Annotated in this window: 17 protein-coding genes; 5 read left to right on the top strand and 12 right to left on the bottom strand. The window is 64.5% G+C overall.

Going from position 1 to position 16,003, the window contains the following annotated elements; translation table 11 throughout:
- Positions 1-5 precede the first annotated feature (5 nt).
- Genes LIW51_RS21445 through LIW51_RS21430 form a run of 4 tightly spaced genes read right to left on the bottom strand, consistent with a single transcriptional unit; the run spans position 6 to position 4,702 of the window.
- The gene (locus tag LIW51_RS21445) at positions 6-713 is read right to left on the bottom strand and encodes an ABC transporter ATP-binding protein (RefSeq protein WP_227377059.1); all 708 of its coding nucleotides are present in this window, start codon (positions 711-713) and stop codon (positions 6-8) included.
- Positions 713-1,471: an ABC transporter ATP-binding protein gene (locus LIW51_RS21440; RefSeq protein ID WP_227377058.1), complete on the bottom strand. Its 759-nt coding sequence runs from the start codon at positions 1,469-1,471 to the stop codon at positions 713-715. The genes LIW51_RS21445 and LIW51_RS21440 overlap by 1 nt, the downstream gene beginning before the upstream one ends.
- On the bottom strand, positions 1,471-3,444 hold the full coding sequence (locus LIW51_RS21435; RefSeq protein WP_227377057.1) for an ABC transporter permease: 1,974 nt from the start codon (positions 3,442-3,444) through the stop codon (positions 1,471-1,473). Before LIW51_RS21435 ends, LIW51_RS21440 begins: the two co-directional genes overlap by 1 nt.
- A 1-nt stretch (position 3,445) precedes the next feature.
- Positions 3,446-4,702: an ABC transporter substrate-binding protein gene (locus LIW51_RS21430; RefSeq protein ID WP_227377056.1), complete on the bottom strand. Its 1,257-nt coding sequence runs from the start codon at positions 4,700-4,702 to the stop codon at positions 3,446-3,448.
- A gap of 296 nt (positions 4,703-4,998) precedes the next feature.
- Between LIW51_RS21430 and LIW51_RS21425 the strand changes: the two genes are divergently transcribed.
- The gene (locus LIW51_RS21425; RefSeq protein ID WP_227378309.1) at positions 4,999-5,721 is read left to right on the top strand and encodes an EthD domain-containing protein; all 723 of its coding nucleotides are present in this window, start codon (positions 4,999-5,001) and stop codon (positions 5,719-5,721) included.
- Positions 5,722-6,218: 497 nt separating this feature from the next.
- On the opposite strand, the gene LIW51_RS21420 is transcribed toward LIW51_RS21425, so the two are convergent.
- From LIW51_RS21420 to LIW51_RS38660, 3 genes are all read right to left on the bottom strand, one after another.
- Positions 6,219-6,632, bottom strand: coding sequence for a hypothetical protein (locus LIW51_RS21420; RefSeq protein WP_227377055.1), 414 nt, complete (start codon positions 6,630-6,632; stop codon positions 6,219-6,221).
- A 304-nt stretch (positions 6,633-6,936) separates the two neighbouring features.
- The gene (locus LIW51_RS21415) at positions 6,937-7,116 is read right to left on the bottom strand and encodes a hypothetical protein (RefSeq protein ID WP_227377054.1); all 180 of its coding nucleotides are present in this window, start codon (positions 7,114-7,116) and stop codon (positions 6,937-6,939) included.
- Positions 7,117-7,198: 82 nt separating this feature from the next.
- The gene (locus LIW51_RS38660; protein WP_255767522.1) at positions 7,199-7,327 is read right to left on the bottom strand and encodes a hypothetical protein; all 129 of its coding nucleotides are present in this window, start codon (positions 7,325-7,327) and stop codon (positions 7,199-7,201) included.
- Between the two features lie 118 nt (positions 7,328-7,445).
- On the opposite strand from LIW51_RS38660, the gene LIW51_RS21410 reads away from it, so the two are divergent.
- Positions 7,446-8,450, top strand: a complete 1,005-nt coding sequence (locus LIW51_RS21410; protein ID WP_227377053.1) for an LLM class flavin-dependent oxidoreductase — start codon at positions 7,446-7,448, stop codon at positions 8,448-8,450.
- Positions 8,451-8,672: 222 nt separating this feature from the next.
- Here LIW51_RS21410 and LIW51_RS21405 read toward each other — a convergent pair whose 3' ends face one another.
- Together LIW51_RS21405 and LIW51_RS21400 are read right to left on the bottom strand one after the other, a co-directional pair.
- Positions 8,673-9,188 (bottom strand): DMT family transporter, encoded by a 516-nt coding sequence (locus LIW51_RS21405; protein ID WP_227377052.1) that lies wholly within the window; start codon positions 9,186-9,188, stop codon positions 8,673-8,675.
- 228 nt (positions 9,189-9,416) lie between these two features.
- On the bottom strand, positions 9,417-9,779 hold the full coding sequence (locus tag LIW51_RS21400; protein ID WP_255767521.1) for an EamA family transporter: 363 nt from the start codon (positions 9,777-9,779) through the stop codon (positions 9,417-9,419).
- Between the two features lie 184 nt (positions 9,780-9,963).
- Between LIW51_RS21400 and LIW51_RS21395 the strand changes: the two genes are divergently transcribed.
- The 3 genes from LIW51_RS21395 to LIW51_RS21385 all read left to right on the top strand — a co-directional run bounded on the left by LIW51_RS21395 (position 9,964) and on the right by LIW51_RS21385 (position 12,167).
- On the top strand, positions 9,964-11,304 hold the full coding sequence (locus LIW51_RS21395; RefSeq protein ID WP_227377051.1) for a PGF-CTERM sorting domain-containing protein: 1,341 nt from the start codon (positions 9,964-9,966) through the stop codon (positions 11,302-11,304).
- A 239-nt stretch (positions 11,305-11,543) separates the two neighbouring features.
- Complete coding sequence (locus LIW51_RS21390) at positions 11,544-11,870, top strand: HalOD1 output domain-containing protein (protein ID WP_227377050.1); 327 nt, start codon at positions 11,544-11,546, stop codon at positions 11,868-11,870.
- Between the two features lie 36 nt (positions 11,871-11,906).
- Positions 11,907-12,167, top strand: a complete 261-nt coding sequence (locus tag LIW51_RS21385) for a hypothetical protein (RefSeq protein ID WP_227377049.1) — start codon at positions 11,907-11,909, stop codon at positions 12,165-12,167.
- On the opposite strand, the gene LIW51_RS21380 is transcribed toward LIW51_RS21385, so the two are convergent.
- From LIW51_RS21380 to LIW51_RS21370, 3 genes are all read right to left on the bottom strand, one after another.
- Positions 12,164-12,580 (bottom strand): SPW repeat domain-containing protein, encoded by a 417-nt coding sequence (locus LIW51_RS21380; RefSeq protein ID WP_227377048.1) that lies wholly within the window; start codon positions 12,578-12,580, stop codon positions 12,164-12,166. The two genes, LIW51_RS21385 and LIW51_RS21380, sit on opposite strands and share 4 nt — an antisense overlap.
- Positions 12,581-12,654: 74 nt before the next feature.
- Positions 12,655-14,709 (bottom strand): S9 family peptidase, encoded by a 2,055-nt coding sequence (locus LIW51_RS21375; protein ID WP_227377047.1) that lies wholly within the window; start codon positions 14,707-14,709, stop codon positions 12,655-12,657.
- Positions 14,710-14,796: 87 nt separating this feature from the next.
- Positions 14,797-15,942: an NAD(P)/FAD-dependent oxidoreductase gene (locus LIW51_RS21370; RefSeq protein ID WP_227377046.1), complete on the bottom strand. Its 1,146-nt coding sequence runs from the start codon at positions 15,940-15,942 to the stop codon at positions 14,797-14,799.
- Positions 15,943-16,003 lie beyond the last annotated feature (61 nt).

Raw genomic sequence — 16,003 nt, 5'->3', positions numbered from 1 at the left:
CGCGGTCACACGCTGATGCCGAGGTGTTTGTCCATCACGTCCTCGTTCGCTTCCAGTTCCTCGGGCGTCCCCTCGAAGACGATTCTCCCTTGGTCTAGCAGGTAGACCCTGTCCGCGAGCGAGAGCGCGACCGCGACGTTCTGCTCCACGAGGAGCACCGTGATACCCTCCTCGTTTAGGTCACGGATCAGGTCCTCCACCCGCTCGACGATGAGCGGCGCGAGTCCCTCGGTCGGCTCGTCTAGCATGAGCAGATCCGCGCCGCAGACCAGCGCCCGGGCGATGGCGAGCATCTGCTGTTCGCCGCCCGAGAGATCCGTCCCCCGACTGTCCCGGCGCTCCCGGAGGTTCTCGAAGGTGGCGAGCACGTCGTCCACGTCCCTCCGATGCGCGCTATCGCTTCCCCCGAGCGCCCCGACGGCGAGGTTCTCGCGCACCGAGAGGCCGGGGAATACCCGCCGCTCTTCGGGCACCAGCGCGATTCCGCGCTGGACGGTCTCAACCGGCGAGCGGCCAGCGATGTCATCCCCGTCGAATCGAATCGTTCCGGCGGTGGGCGAGAGTGCACCCGTGATACACCGCAGGGTGGTCGTCTTTCCGACGCCGTTGCGCCCGATGAGCGCGACGACCTCGCCCTCTGCTACGTCGAGCGAAACGCCCGAGAGCACTTCAGTCTCGCCGTAACCGGCCCGCAGATTTTCGATGGAGAGCATCACGCCCGAACACCTCCGAGGTACGCCGCCTGCACGTCGTCGTCCGCCGCCACCGCCTCCGGCGTTCCGGTCGCAAGCTCCTGCCCGCGATTGAGCACCGTGATGCGGTCGGAGATGTTCATCACGAGGTCGATGTCGTGTTCGATGAGCAGCAGCGTCCGCTCCGCGAGCACGTCGTCGATGAGTTCCATCGTCGCTCGCGTCTCTTCCACGCTCATCCCGGCCGTCGGCTCGTCCAGCAGAACGACCTGCGGGTCGGTCGCCAGCACCAGTCCGATCTCCAGCCGTCGCCGATCGCCGTAGGCCAGCGCCGCCGCGCGCTCGTCCGCGCGCCCCGCGAGGCCGACGCGGGAGAGCACGTCCTCGACCCGTTCGTTGACCGGTTCGAAACTGTCCGCCGGTCGGAACAGTCGCTCGCCGAACGAACTCGACCCCTCGTTCACGGATTGGGCCGCGAGGAGGATGTTCTCCCGGACGCTGAGGCCGCCGAAGACGGTCGTGATCTGGAACGACCGCCCGATGCCGCGCCGCACGCGCTCGTGAGGGGGAAGCTTCGTCACGTCCTCGTCCGCGAAGACAACGCGGCCCGACGTGGGCGATAGCGCGCCCGAAATCAGGTTGAACAGCGTCGTCTTCCCGGCTCCATTCGGGCCGATGACGCTCCGGAACTCGCCCGCCTCGACGGAGAGATTCACCCCGTCCACCGCGACGAGTTCGCCGAACTGTCGCGTGATGCTTTCGGTTTCTAGCATCGCCATCAGTTGCTCACCTCCGACTCGGTTTCCGCGACGGGTTCGGGGCCGCCGCCGGTCTCTCGGTCGGTGGGCCGGGCGAACATCCCCGGAAGCGAGACGAGGCCGCGCGGCACGAAGATGACGAAGACGACGAAGACGAGGCCGAGGATGCCCTGCCACTGCTCCGTGAACGAGCTAAGAATCTCTCCTAAGCCCACGTACACGCCTGCACCGATCATCGGCCCGTACAGCGTCCCCATTCCGCCGAGGATGGTCATCACGATGACCTCGCCGGACTTTATCCACGCGAGGAACGAGGGTGCGACCCCGCCGGTGTGAATCGCCGAGAGACCGCCCGCGAGACCGGCCAATGCGCCGCTGACCACGAACGCCCGTCGCTTGTAAGCGGGCACGTCGTAGCCGACGAACGAAGCTCTCTCTTCGCTCTCTCGGATACCCTGAAGGACGCTCCCGAAGGGGGCGTTCATCATCCGTCGGGCGAGCAGGTACGACCCGACGACGAGGGCGAGCACGAAGTAGTAGAACAGTTCGATATCGCCGAGCAGGGCGACGTTCCCGACTTCCGGGCCGCCCATCAGCCCGTACACTGGGTCGAAGCCGAACAGACCGTCGCTTCCGCCCGTGAACTCGACCTGCTGTGCGAGTTGGAAGAACAACTCCGCGAAACCGAGGGTTATCATCGAGAAGTAGACGCCCGACACCCGGATGGAGAGGTGGCCGACGCCCCACGCGACGAGCGCCGCGACGAGGATGCCGACGCCGAGCGCGACGAACACCGAGGGGGTCGCATGCTCTACGGTGAGGACGGTGCCGTAGGCTCCCAGTCCGAAGAAGAGGACGTGGCCGAGCGAGACGAGTCCGGCGTACCCCATCACGAAGTCGAGGCTGAGCGCGAACAGCGCCCAGACCAGCGCGGTCAGTAGGAGCGAGTTCACCTCGTACGACGTGTATAGCACGCCGATTCCGAGCGGTGCGAGGAAGAGCAGACCGACGACGGCCGCGCCGAGTCTGAAGCGCGTACTGTCGTCCAGTACGCCGCCGCCACCGCCAGTCAGCAGTTCGCCGCCGCCGTCCGAGGACTCCCACTCGGGGTTGCCGAACAGCCCCTGCGGGCGGACGAGCAGGACGCCGATCATCAGCAGGAAGACGACCACCCCTCCGATGTTCGGGAGGACGGCGTCCAGCCCGAACGGCGGACTCCGGAAGAACGTCTCGATGATGCCGACGGAGAACCCGCCCAGCACCGCGCCGCGGAAACTGCCGAGGCCGCCGAGCACGACGATGACGAACGCGGGGATGATGACGGAGTTGCCCATCCCCGTGCTGACGCCCTGTTTCGCCCCGAGCACGATACCGCCGAGCGCGGCGAGGAACGAGCCGAACGCGAAGACGAGCGTGTAGTAGCGGTCGATGTCGATGCCGAGGTGGCGCACCATCTCGCGGTCTTGCGCGCCCGCGCGCACGACGAGACCGAATCGGGTTCGATTCAGGAGGAGCCACGTGCCGACCGCCGTCACCGCGCCGACGGCGATGACGAAGAAGCTGTACTTCGAGTAGTTGAACCCGAGCAGGTCGACCGGCCCGCGGAGCGAGGGCGGTTGGGCGAACGGTTTGGGGTTGTCGCCCCAGACGAACGCGATGGCGTCCTTGAAGATGAGCACCAGCCCGAACGTGAGCAGGATGTGGTACAGCGGATTTCGCCCGTACAGCGGTCGAATCGTCGCTCGTTCGACGACCGCCCCGACGACCGCGACGAGCAGGGGAGCGACGACGAGCGCGATCCAGAAAGCGCCCCCGCCGGTTCCGACGGCGACAATGGCGAACGCGAGGTACGCGCCGAGGGCGAAGAACTCCCCGTGCGCGAAGTTGATGACGTCCATGACGCCGAAGATGATGGACAGTCCCGCCGCGAGCAGGACGTACACCGCCCCGATGGTCAGCCCGTTCAGGAGTTGTTCGATGAACGCTCCTGCCATATCAGAGCTGACAGCCGGTCTGGTCACACGGCGGGATGGCTTGGTCTCCCTCGACCTTGTTGATGAGTTTCACGTCGACCATCTTGCCGCCCTTGAAGACGTTCCGTCCGACCCAGACGGGATTTTTCGCCTGATGGTCGCACTCGCGGAACGAGTTCTTCCCGAAGAGGGTGTCCATCTCCAGTCCTGCCAGCGTGTCGGCGACCTCGTCCGGGTCGGCGCTTCCGGCCTCCTTGATTCCGTTTGCGACCATCCGGATGGAGTCGTAGGCGACGCGCGCGAAGTTATCCGGTTCGGTTCCGTTCGCCTTCTCGTAGGCCTTCACGAACTGCTGGTTGTCGCCGACGTCTATCTTCGGCACGTATCGCGTCCCGCTGTAGAGTCCGTCGGCGGCCTCGCCGAGCGCGCCCCGAACGACCTGGAACGTTCCCGTCGTCGTCATCACCTTCTTCTGGCCGACCAACCCCTGCGATTTCGCCTGTTTTGCGAAGTTGATAAGGTCGCCGCCGGTCGAGCCGACGACGACCACGTCGGCGTCAGAGTTCTTTATCTGGCTGATGAAGGAGTCGAAGTTCTTCGCGCCGAACTCCGCCCGAGAGACGCCGACCTCCGTGAAGTCCGCGCTCGACTTCTTCATCCGCGAGCGCCACTCGCGGAGCACCGACTGGCCGTACGCGTAGTCCGCGATGTGGAACCACACCCTGCTCCCGAGGTTGTTCAGCGTCCACTCGGAGCAGGCTTCCGCGATCTGTGCGGTGTTCGTCTCGCAGCGGAAGACGTACTTGTTGCAGTTCTTCCCGGTGATGGGGATGGCCGCCGCACCGGGGGAGTAGATTACGCTCTCTTCCGACGCGAACTCGTTGAGACCGAGCGCGACTGAACTGGAGATCGCACCCATCAGGAACGACGCGCCGTGCTGTTCGACCAACCGCTGTGCCTCCTGCTGGCCGGTTTCGGTGTCGGCCTGCGTGTCGCCGTACTTCGCGTCGATGGTGAACTCGTACTCGTCGCTGTCGTTTATCGTCTGTATCGCCAGTTTCACTCCTTTCCGTTGCTCCGCCGCGAGTCCCGCGTACGGTCCGGTCATCGGATTGAGAACACCGTATTTGACCGTATCGACGCTTCCTCCCCCACCGCCGCCACCGATGTTCCCGAGACACCCCGCCACGCCTGCCAACCCGCCCGCCCCCACCGCGCCAAGTACGGCGCGCCGAGTCGTTCCGAATCTGTTTGCCTGCTTCGGATTATCGTCTGCCATGCCAACAAGGAACAAGGCGTGACTAATAAATGATTGTATATTATTGACTGAATTTCTTCGACGGAACGGAATTGTCGAGAACGTGTCGGAGATTTCCGTAGACGCGACCGGTTTTCCCGTCCGCGATAGCGTTACCGTGACTCGTATCACCGGGGGAAATGCTCTCGCGTTTGATAGTCCCTCGGGATGATGAACATCCCCGGCGAATCGCCGACGGCGACCGACTTCTGGCGACGGGTGTCGATTCGACGCTCTTCGGGTGCTTTATGGCACCGCGAACCCTGCCCTCGGATGAAATGTACAAACACGTCGCATTACTGGTGCGCAAAGAGGGGATGAGTCACGGCGAGTTCGTCGATTACTGGCAGATCAATCACACCGAAATCGCCCGCGAGATCGAGGGCGTCGTGAAGTACGCCACGGTGCTCCCGGTGAATCCCGAGGCGGCCGAGTTCGACGGTATCGCCGAGCTTTACTTCGACGACCTCGACGCCCTGCACGACGCGCTCGGGAGCGAGGGATCGCGGGATTACGACCCCGCCAAGGGGAAGGCGAAGGAGGCTCGCGAGGACGTGGACAACTTCCTCGCCATCGAGGAGCGCCCGCGGTTCATCGGCGAGGTCGTCACGCAGAAGGACGAGGTGGGCGGCGAGACGGACGGTCTGTACAAACACAGCGCGTTTCTCGTCCGCAAGGAGGGGATGAGCCACGATGAGTTCGTCGACCACTGGCAGAAAAATCACACGCCCATCGCCCGCGAAATCGAGGGCGTCGTGAAGTACGACACCATCCTCCCGACCGACCCCGAGAACGCGGAGTTCGACGGTATCGCCGAGCTTTACTTCGACGACCTCAACGCCCTGCACGACGCGCTCGGGAGCGAGGGATCGCGGGATTACGACCCCGCCAAGGGGAAAGCCAAGGAGGCCCGCGAGGACGTGGACAACTTCCTCGCCATCGAGGAGCGCCCGCGATTCATCGGTGAAGAGACCGTGCAGAAGGACGAGATACGGAACTGAAACGACGGATTTGACCGACTGTTTTTCTTCTTGTTCGTTTCACTATCTCTGCTGATGAGTAAGTTACGCGGTGTATTATCCCGAAAGTTCCCAGTCGTTTGCAACCCGCGCGCCACTGCGACAGAAGCCGACCAGCCGCCGAGAGTTCCCGCTTGTCAAGCACGAAAACCGCCAGCCCGTCCTTGCCTCTCCCCGGCGGAGTGAAAGGGCGAGGGGTACGAGGCGCGGAGCGCCTCGATTTCGAATGGTGAAACCGTGAGCGGGGAGACGAAACACGACCCCGCAAACCCCACAGGCACGATTGAAAGGAGTGCCGAGGCGCGCAGCAGGGGGCGCGCGATGGTAGCACGCGAGGGCTTTCTGAGACTCTAACTTTCTGTTCGGAGAATCAGCAAGCAGGAAGACTTTCCGTGATACAGTCATCCCGCTGTCATTGTCGAATGGAGTCCGAACGAGAAACGCTATTCTCTACCGAATTTCACTCGAATCAACGACCGCTAGCAACTCCCCGTATCGCTCGTTCGAGCCGAGTAGCACCAACGTCCAGCCGGGAGGACGAAATCAGACCGCGCGAAGACGAACGACGAAGCCGGAAGCAGTGTCACCAGAGCGAAGAGCAGGAAGGGACTCGCGGCGGCGACGAGACCGCCGAAGAACGTCAGGTCGTCCGCGGAATACCGCGGCCCCGAGTCGGGGTGCACGAGACCGAGGTGGAACGCGACACACGCGACCGCGAACTCGACCGAGCCGAGGACGACGGGGGGCTGCCACTCGACGAACACCGTCGCCATCCCGGCGGCCACGACGGGAGCGCCGCCGACCACGAGGAGCGTTCGAACCTTCGCCGTGCGGGTGCGACCGATCGCGCCGGGAATCGACGCGAGTGATGCGGAGATAGTAGGGGGAACCAACCGGTAGAGATAGAGTTCCTGAAGAGATTGCTGACGAGACCGAACAGGACGAGCACCCAGCTGAGCGACACCGGGAGCGTCACCAGCGGCGATAGAACCGAATCGCCCGGCAGTGGGCTGAATAGCTCGCTGACGACGGTTCCGACGAACGGACCGACGACGGAGAGTACGGCACCACGGGCGACGAATCTGCGCTGACGCCGGGAGAAGCCGAGTTCGGGGTCGCCCGGAACTCTGGACGCGCCCGGAATCACCAACCCGGTCGAGACGAGCGCGACGCCGACGAGGGTGGTGACGGCGACGATCAGAAAGAGGAATATCGCGCCGAGCGAGACGCGGCCCCCGACCCGAGCCGGAGCGCGAGCAGGCCGTCGAGGTACCGCCACCCGAAAGCGATCGCCGCGAGCCCCGCCACCACGAACGGGATTCGAACCCTCGGCGGAAGGGGGAACGAACGTTCGGAAATTCTACTGGTGTGAGCCATGGATTCTTTCGGAAAGTAACTAGTAAAGAATTGTCTGGCTGGTTGAAGGGAGATAAAAGGGGCGAGACGACCGCACGCGAGATCAGCCGACGAAGTACATCGCGGCGAAGAGCAACGCCAGCAAGAGGAGCAACACTATCACCGGTTTAAACGCATCGAGGATCGAACTCTCGGGCTTCTTCGAGCCGGAACTCGTCAGCGGTCCATTCATAGTTTAAAAGCCAAAAACAGGCGATAAAAGCCCTGTGCGGGTATCATCGGATGTTGGAGACGAATGCCACCGACTGGTCTTTATAAACGATTAAGACGCCAGCCTTCGATTTCCGGGTATGAAACTCGGGACAGGGTTGTTCACCTGCCAGCGACGCCCCGACGACGACCGTTCGATGACCGAGATCTACGACGAGATGCTGGAACTCGTCTCGGCTATCGACGCCGCGGGTCTCGACAGCGCGTGGGTGTCGGAACACCACTTCGCCGAGGACGGTTACCTCTCGGCGACGATGCCCTCCTTGGGTGCGCTGGCGACCCGCACCGAGAACGTCGAACTCGGGACCTGCATCGCGCTCGCACCGCTCTACGACGCGGTTCGCCTCGCGGAGGACGCCGCGACGGTCTCCCTGCTCGCCGACGGCCGCCTCACGCTCGGACTCGCCATCGGATCGAACCCCCGCGAGTTCAAGTCGTTCGGCGTCCCGCGGGAGGAGCGAGTCGAACGGTTGATGGACGCGACGAATCTCCTGCGGGCGGCGTGGTCTCCGGGGTCGCTCGACTACGACGCGGAGTTTCACGACGTGTCGCCCGACGCGAGCGTGACGCCGAAACCCGAATCGAACGTCCCCATCATGTTCGGCGGGGGAGTCAAACCCGCGGTCAGGCGGGCGGCCCGCGTTTCGGACGCGTGGTGTGCTCCCTCGTCGCTCTCCGTCGAAGGCGTCCGCAAACGGAAGGAGGATATCGAGCGCGTTCGGGAGGAGGAGGGACTCGAAGGCGACTTCGAGGTGTACGTCCTCCAGCACGGGTTCGTCGCCGACTCGCGCGAGGAGGCGTGGGAGGCGATGAAACCCGGCTACTTCTACATCCAGCGCCGGTACGCCGAGATATTCTCCGGCGAATCGGTGGCCGAACTCGACGCCGAGCGAAAGGAGGATTTGAAAGAGCAGGCCATCTTCGGCACACCCGAGCAGGTCGCCGAGGAACTCCGAGCGTACCGCGACGCGCTGGGCGACGATATCCACTTCATCTTCCGCACGTACCACCCCGGCATCGGCACCGACACGATGGTCGTGTGCGTGGAGCGTCTCGGCGACGAGGTCGCCCCGCTCGTCCGATAGCACCGCGTCGGGCGACACGGACTCGACGGATTCTCCGTCGACACCCCACCGTTTCCGCTGTTCTACGACCGTTTCCGGCGTCCGAAACGGTCGAGCGACGCGAGCAGTCTGGCGCTCTCCTCGCGGCGTTTATCGGTCTCACGGGGACGAAGTGTCCGTCTGACTACGTTCGACCGCGGAGTTGGACGAGGAGAGCGCCGACGCCGACCAGTCCGATGGCGATCAGGTGAAGGCGGTGAGCGCCTCGCCGAGAAACGCCCAGCCGAGCACCGCGACCTGCACCAGCATCGTATTGTTGATGACAATCGATTCGACCGCGGAGAGCGTCTGAAGCGTCCGGTTCCAGAGCGTGAACGCGAACGCGGTGTTCACGACGGCTAACCAGCCGACGACGAGCCAGTTCTCCGGCGTGAGATACGGAACGCCTTGCGCGGCGACTCCTGCGCCCAGAAGGACGAGCGACCCGAAACCCATACTGAGTGTGGTGACCGTAAGCGAAGAGAACCGCGCGAGCCGGTTGAACCGACGGCCGAGAACCGACGGGAGCGCGTTTCCGACCAGTGCAACCACCATCACGCCGAGTCCAACGAGTTCCGCGGTCGGAAACCGGAGCGGATAGAAGTAGGCGCCGACGCCGACGAGGAGCACGCCCAACCCGAGGCCTTGGCGGCGCGACGGGCGCTCGCCGAGGAACGGGGTGCTGAACAGCGCGACACCGACTGGGGTGAAGATCAGCACGAGGCTAACCGTCGCGGACTGGTGATGTTCAAGACCGACGAATTAGGCCCCTGCGTGACCGCGTAAAGCAGGAGACCGAGGAGCAGCAGGAATCCCCAATCGCGCCGCGAGAATCGGTCGAGCGTCACCCATGCAGACCCGTTCTGATTTGTAGGAATCCATCCTCCGAACCTCTGGGCCTTCTGTGCTGTCCGGATGGATATAGCGAAGTGCAATATACGACGTGCCTCACGTCGCCAACAGAACGACGGCCCCGACCGCCAACCCGATTCCCGCCACGTCGCGCACGTCAACCGACTTGCCGAGGAAGACGATGCCCAAGACGGCGGCGACGACGAAGTAGAGCACGGTGACCGTCGTGACGATGGCCCTGTTCCCGCCCTTGAGGGCGGCGTAGTAGCTTATCGACCCGATTACGGAGAAGAGTCCGCCGACAACCGCGAATGCGACGCCCGAACCGGCGAGCGACACCGCCCCCGACTGCGCCGCGATGTAGGTGAGCGCGACGCCGACGCCCACCGCGTAAGAGACGGCCATCGCCACTTCCGGCGCGAGCATCCGAGTGGAGAAATCGGCGAACATCGCCCACATACCCACGAGACTGTTCCGAGCAGCGCGAAGAGAACTGCGGTTCGAACCATGCGCTGGAGCGCGTCCCGCACCGAGGAATCGGTTTGGATTCCGGCGGAGCAAATGCGGGCTACCGACGTTCAGTGGCGTCCTGTTCGCTGCGCAGTCACGGCATAACAAACTCGGTCGTCCGCGACCAACGCGCATGACACGCACTGCGACACTCGTGTTCGTCGTGCTCGTCGCGTCCTGCGCAGGGGTCACGACCCTGTTCGGAAGCGCGGTCGAGGCGGAGACGGAACCGGAACCGGCCGAAAGCTGGAACCGAACCTACGGCGGTTCGGGCGACGACATCTTCGCCGACATCGCCCGAACCGAAGACGGCGGCTACGTCCTCGCCGGCGAGACGGAGCGTTCCGGCACCGGAATCGACGGCTGGGTCGTGAAGATAGGCGCGGACGGCGAACAGGAGTGGGCGCGAACGCTCAGCGGACCGGGGACCGACAGGCTGTACTCGGTCGTCTCGACGGACGACAGGTACGTGGTCGCCGGGCGAACGGATCGCGACGGAGGGGCGCGAGGCTGGGTGGTCGAACTCGCCCCCGACGGTGCGACGCGGAACGAGCGAACGCCCGGCGTCGGAGCGTTCTACGGGGTGGAGCGCGACGGCGAGGGGTACGTTCTCGCGGGATGGACGCGGGGCGACTCCGGCGCGGCGGGATGGCTCTTAAAACTCGACGGTTCGGGGTCGAGAACGTGGGAGCGAACCTACGCCGCCCCGGACGGCTACTCGACGGGGCGACTGAAGGCGGTCGTTCCGACGTCGAACGGCTACTTCCTCGCCGGCGAGGTGGAGGGCGAAAGCCAAGACGCGTGGACGCTACGGGTCGGAAACGGGGGAGACCGACGCTGGCAGCGGACGCGGGGTGGCTCGGCCAGTGAAGCCGTCTGGGCGGCGGCGGGCGGTGACGGCGGAGTCGTGCTCGCGGGCGAGTCGGAAAGCGGCGACTCCCGCGACGGCTGGGCGCTTCGCTACGGCGCGAACGGCGAACTCACGTGGGAAGAACGGTACGGCGGGGAGCGCGACGATTGGCTCGACTCGGTAACGCGAACGGAGGACGGGGGATACCTGTTCACCGGCGGAACGCTGACGGGTGGAATCGGCAGCGCGGACGGGTACGTCGTGAAGACCGACTCGGACGGGCGCGTCCAGCGGGAGACGGCCCACGGAAGCACCTCGTGGGACAAGCCGTGGCCCGCGATTTGGGCGCACGACGGCGGCTACCTCCTCGCGGGACAGACTGGCGGCTTCGGTGCGACGGGGATGGACGGTTGGGTGCTCCACCTCGGTTCGGACGGACACGGCTCCGATTCGGCGCGAACGACCGATGAGCGCGACGACAGAGCAGGGGGGTCGACGAAAAGCGAGACGACGGACGGATCGGCCTCGGGAGGAAAATCGAGCCTCCCCGGATTCACGGCCCTACTGGCGCTCGTCGCGCTCGCGCTCTCGGCGTTCCTCTGGCGAACGCGCTCGAAAGAGTAGGGTCGCTATCCGCCTTTCGTCCCCCGCGTTTCGAGCGCCAAAATCGGATGTTCGTCGAGGATCGTGGCGCCGCCACGCGATTTCCGATGGAAGACACCGATCCGATAAGATCGAGATACTGACGGTTTTCGGCACAGTCGGTGAAACGGAATGGTCTGTTGATTTTAATTATTATCGAGGTTCTTTTATCCTTGTAACCAGTTTGCCCCATCAATTGAACAGTAACGGTTCGTGAGACTATGAGAGAAGAGCAACTGACAGAACGAGTGGCGGAACTCGACCGTGACGAGTACGTGGCGTATCGAATCAAAGGAGGTGACGACGATGTCAGCACGCGGATAATCCGGGAAGTAGAGGCTATCGTCGGAACAGACGATGACAAGACGACGTGGCTCTACGACAGTATCGACCCGGACGCACTTGACGCCATCTTCAGTCGAAAACACGACGGAACGCCGCGGGAGGACGGAAAGGTCGTCTTTACTGCCTGTAATTGCAAGATTTCCGTTCGCGGTAGCGGCGAGATAACGGTATACGTTCCGAGAGACGACACCTCCAGGGAGTGATCGAATCGATTTCGAAACGGTATTGATGGTGCGCTCGTGAGTCGCGTTAAGAACCGATTGATGACCGACAAAGCAACCGTTTCCTTCCGCGAACTGTGCCGCGAACTACCGGTACAGACCGGCCTGTTCAGTTTCGGCCCCGTGGCGCTCGGGGTCGCCCAGTTATGGAACGGCTACTCGCACGAAACGGAACTCGCGTTCCACGCGCTGTTCGCGCTCGTCATGGTCGGGTTCGCCGTGCTCGTCACTCGCTACCATCTCGCCGCGTTTCGGCTGAAGAAATTGGAACGAAGTTAAGTGGTTCCGGCGGTTGCGCCAGTTCTCGTCCCTCGGCCGGCGTAGGCGTTATACCCGGCGACGACCGCGACGATTACCCCGGAGATGACGTCGCTCCAGAACGCTTCGCCCACGGCCATGACGAACGGCACGAGTATCATCCACAGCCCCAGCAGCGCGACGAACGACGAACTGCCGACGCTGGCGGACAGCCCCTTCGACATGCGGTAGTAGTTATACCCCGCGACGAGGAAGATGGCGGCCCCGATGATGAGGTTGTTCCAGTAGCTCGCGACGGACATCGTCGGGTAGACGAACGCCGAGATGAATATCCACGCGCCGACCAGCGACACGAAACCGCTCAGCCACCTCAGATTCGACTCCCCGGTATCGGTTCTCCGCGTCGTTTGCTCTCTCGTTTCGGTTTCACTCATCACTTATTTCCTCCGAGCGAGGGTAGGCCGAGTGAGCGAATAAGCAGCGCGACCGTTCAAGAACTAATGAACCATTACACCCGACCGGGGTCGTGCGTCTCGAACCACTCGGTCAACTGTTCGAGACGGTGAACGGCGCGGTCGGGGTCGCCGATGTTGTGGTTTTCGTCGGGATAGACGACCAGTTTCGACGGGACGCCCTGCTTTTTCACGCTGACGTAGAGCTGTTCGGACTGCGAGGGTGGACAGCGCCAGTCTTCGCCGCCCGCCGTGACCAAGAGAGGCGTTTCGACGTTACCTACGTCCGTGATGCTGGAGGCGGCGTCGTACGCCTCCGGATTCTCCCACGGCAGGCCGAAATCGTTCTCCCACCACTTGTGGGCGTCGTCGGTGCCGTAGCACGACCGCAGGTCGTAGATGCCGTGTTCCGCCGCCGCGGCCGCGAACCGATTCGTACTCGTGACGAGATAGCCGGTCGTGATACCGCCGTAGGAGAAGCCAGTGACGAAGGTGCGGTCGGAATCGACCCAGCCGCGTTCGACGAGGTGATCGACGCCCGCGAGCACGTCTTCGACTTCTCGCGGCCCCCACTTCCCGCGGATGACTTCGCTGAACTCGCGCCCGTAGGAGCTACTGCCACGGTAGTTGGGCCGGAGCACGACGTAACCGCGGTCGGCCCAGTAGGCGTACTCGAACTGGAACTCGGGCGCGTCGTAGGAGACCGGCCCGCCGTGAATCGAGACGACAAGCGGGCGGGGGTCGGGGTCGTCGGGGACGAAATCGGGAGGGTAGTAGGCGATACCTTCGATATCGTCGCCCGCGTCGTTCTCGAAGACGACGCGCTGGCAACCCGGCATCGCGTGGGTCTCCTCGAACGCCCCGTTGAGGTCGGTGAGCCGAGTCGGTTCGCCGGTTGCGAGTTCACCCGCGTCCATCGCGTACAGGTCGCCGACCGTCTCGGGTTCGGTGAGCAGGAAGGCCGCCTTCTCGCCAGCGAAGTCGAACGTTCGAATCGTCCGGTAATCGCCCCGCGACCCGAAGGCGAACTCGGGGTCGCTCCCGTCTGCGAAACAGCGCACGAGCCGGACGCTCCCCTCGTCAGCGATGGGCGCGAGAACCGTCTCGTCGTCCAGCCAGCGGAGTCTGCTCGCGTGGGAGACGGTTCTGTCGAGCGATGCGGTGATCGACCGGTACTCGTCGTCTTCCGCGACGTACACCTGCGTCGGAACGTGCCAGTTCGTAGCGTCGCTCCCGACGAACGCGAGGCGAGAACCGTCGGAACTCCACCGGGGCGCACCCGCGGTGAGTTCGGAGTCCGTGACCCGACGGAGGTCGCTCCTGTCCGGGTCGATGGTGTACACGTCCATCACGCTCGAATCGTCCGGACGCTCGGTGCGGTTCGAGATGAACGCGATTCGCTCCGGTCCCCACGTCGGTCGCAGGCCGGACATGGGTTCGTACGTCCCGCCGCCGTAGGTGTTGTCCAATCGGCGTTCCTCCCGAGTCGCCACGTCGACAACGAACAGGTAGGTCGTCACGTCGTCCAGAAAGCCCTTCCCGTCGAATCGGTGCTGGAGGCGCTCTATCTCGACCGGGCCGCCGTCCCGTTGGTCGGCGAGATACTCCTGCTCCGCCTCGGTCGGGTCGCGCGCAGCGACCACGAGGCGGTCGCTCTCCGGTCCCCAGTCGAACTCGCGGACGCCCTCCTCGCGGTCGGTCACCTGCCTGGCGTCGCCGCCGCGTTCGAGGTCGAACACCCACACCTGCGATTTCGGTTCCTCGTCGCCGGTTCCCGCCGCGTCGTTCTCGCCGTCTTCGGCGTCTTCGGCGCCCTCGCCGTCCGAATCGTCGCGCACCGAAAGCGCGGTGTCCTCATCGCGGGCGGCCAGAAATCCGAGTTTCGACCCGTCGGGCGACCACTTTGGCGACCCGGCGTCGGACGCCCGCGAGAGTCGATACGGGTCGTCGCTTCCGTCGGTCGGGACGACGAACTGGGACGTTCGCCGTTCGTCTTCGTCCCGGTCGAACTCGCTCGCGACGAAAGCGAGGCGGTCGCCGTCCGGCGAGAGCGCGATGTCGGCCGCGAGCGTCAGATCGTAGAAGTCCGTCAGTTCGAACGTCTCGGTCATCGATGGCACGTCTCACGCGAGGGATATAGTTGTACGGTCGCCAGCAAGTCGAGCGGAATCGAGCGGTACGGAAGATGCGCCCGCGTATCAGGCCACATTCCACTCTTCGACCGTCCGCTCCTCCTCGAATCGCGCGCCGTCCAATCCCGAGATATCCACGAGCGACGCACTCCCCTCGAAGACGAGTTCCGCGACGAGTTTTCCGGTCGCGGGCGCGTGCTGGAACCCATGGCCCGAGAAGCCGACCGCGTTCACGAACCCCGGAACCGTCTCCTCGATGATGGGGTGGTGGTCGGGCGTGACGGCGTACAGGCCCGCCCAGCCGCGGCGGACGCGGGAGTCCAGGCCGAAGTAGGTCGCGCAGTCGGCGGCGTGTTCCAGCGCCTCGACCGTCCAGTCCAGGTCGGTCGTTCGGTCGTAGGCGTCCGGGTCGGCGCTCGCTGGAGACGAGAAGTGACCCCCGACGAGCGCGGCACCGTCACGCTCGGGGCGGAAGTACGACCCGGTGTCGAGGTCGATGGTCATTGGCACCGACTCAGGAACCGGGGTTTCAGGCTCGACGACGACGATCTGACGGCGTTCGGGGACGACGGGGAGATCGATGCCCACCATCCCGGCGATTCGCCGCGCCCACGGGCCTGCGGCGTTGACGACGAAATCCGCCTCGATTCGGCCCCCGGTCGTCTCGACGCCGACGACCGCGTCCTCCTCGCGGAGCACGCCCGTCACCTCAACACCGGTTCGAATCTCGGCACCCGATTCGCGGGTACCCGTGGCGAATCCTTGGAGCGCGAGGTGTGGGTCCGCGAAGCCGTCGGTTGGGGAGTACGTCGCGGCACGGAACGCTTCGCACCGTAGACCGGGGCAGCGTTCTTGGGCTTCTTCGGGCGTTAGCAGTTCGCTCGGGACGCCCCGTTCGTTCTGCACGGCGACGGCGTCGGCGAACCCCTCCGCGGTCGCTTCTTCGCGCGCCAGAAAGAGGTAGCCGGGGCGGCGGTAGGCGATGTCGGTGTCGAACTCCTCCTCGAATTGCTCCCAGACCTGCGCGCTTGCCTGCGAGAGCGCGACGTTGACGGGCGTCGAGAACTGGGCGCGGATACCGCCCGCGGAGCGTTCTGTGCTCCCGGCTCCAATGTTCGAGCGCTCGCAGACGACGACATCGGCTCCGCGCTCGGCGAGGTAGTACGCGCCCGCACAGCCCACGATACCTCCGCCGACGATGACCACTTGCATGACTCGGAGTACGAACCGCCGGGTAATGGTTCCACCGCCGGAAGATAAGATGGACCGGGAC

This window comes from Haladaptatus halobius, assembly GCF_020618475.1.
Lineage (GTDB): Archaea > Halobacteriota > Halobacteria > Halobacteriales > Haladaptataceae > Haladaptatus > Haladaptatus halobius.
Note: the sequence above shows the minus strand (reverse complement) of the source record. Positions and strands in the feature narration are given on the sequence as shown.

Excerpts from the sequence above, each read along its gene's own strand:
- LIW51_RS21445 (WP_227377059.1), bottom strand. The coding sequence starts at position 713 with ATGCTCTCCATCGAAAATCTGCGGGCCGGTTACGGCGAGACTGAAGTG.
- LIW51_RS21440 (WP_227377058.1), bottom strand. The coding sequence starts at position 1,471 with ATGGCGATGCTAGAAACCGAAAGCATCACGCGACAGTTCGGCGAACTC.
- LIW51_RS21435 (WP_227377057.1), bottom strand. The coding sequence starts at position 3,444 with ATGGCAGGAGCGTTCATCGAACAACTCCTGAACGGGCTGACCATCGGG.
- LIW51_RS21430 (WP_227377056.1), bottom strand. The coding sequence starts at position 4,702 with ATGGCAGACGATAATCCGAAGCAGGCAAACAGATTCGGAACGACTCGG.
- LIW51_RS21425 (WP_227378309.1), top strand. The coding sequence starts at position 4,999 with ATGTACAAACACGTCGCATTACTGGTGCGCAAAGAGGGGATGAGTCAC.
- LIW51_RS21415 (WP_227377054.1), bottom strand. The coding sequence starts at position 7,116 with ATGGCTCACACCAGTAGAATTTCCGAACGTTCGTTCCCCCTTCCGCCG.
- LIW51_RS38660 (WP_255767522.1), bottom strand. The coding sequence starts at position 7,327 with ATGAATGGACCGCTGACGAGTTCCGGCTCGAAGAAGCCCGAGAGTTCG.
- LIW51_RS21410 (WP_227377053.1), top strand. The coding sequence starts at position 7,446 with ATGAAACTCGGGACAGGGTTGTTCACCTGCCAGCGACGCCCCGACGAC.
- LIW51_RS21400 (WP_255767521.1), bottom strand. The coding sequence starts at position 9,779 with ATGTGGGCGATGTTCGCCGATTTCTCCACTCGGATGCTCGCGCCGGAA.
- LIW51_RS21395 (WP_227377051.1), top strand. The coding sequence starts at position 9,964 with ATGACACGCACTGCGACACTCGTGTTCGTCGTGCTCGTCGCGTCCTGC.
- LIW51_RS21390 (WP_227377050.1), top strand. The coding sequence starts at position 11,544 with ATGAGAGAAGAGCAACTGACAGAACGAGTGGCGGAACTCGACCGTGAC.
- LIW51_RS21380 (WP_227377048.1), bottom strand. The coding sequence starts at position 12,580 with ATGAGTGAAACCGAAACGAGAGAGCAAACGACGCGGAGAACCGATACC.
- LIW51_RS21375 (WP_227377047.1), bottom strand. The coding sequence starts at position 14,709 with ATGACCGAGACGTTCGAACTGACGGACTTCTACGATCTGACGCTCGCG.
- LIW51_RS21370 (WP_227377046.1), bottom strand. The coding sequence starts at position 15,942 with ATGCAAGTGGTCATCGTCGGCGGAGGTATCGTGGGCTGTGCGGGCGCG.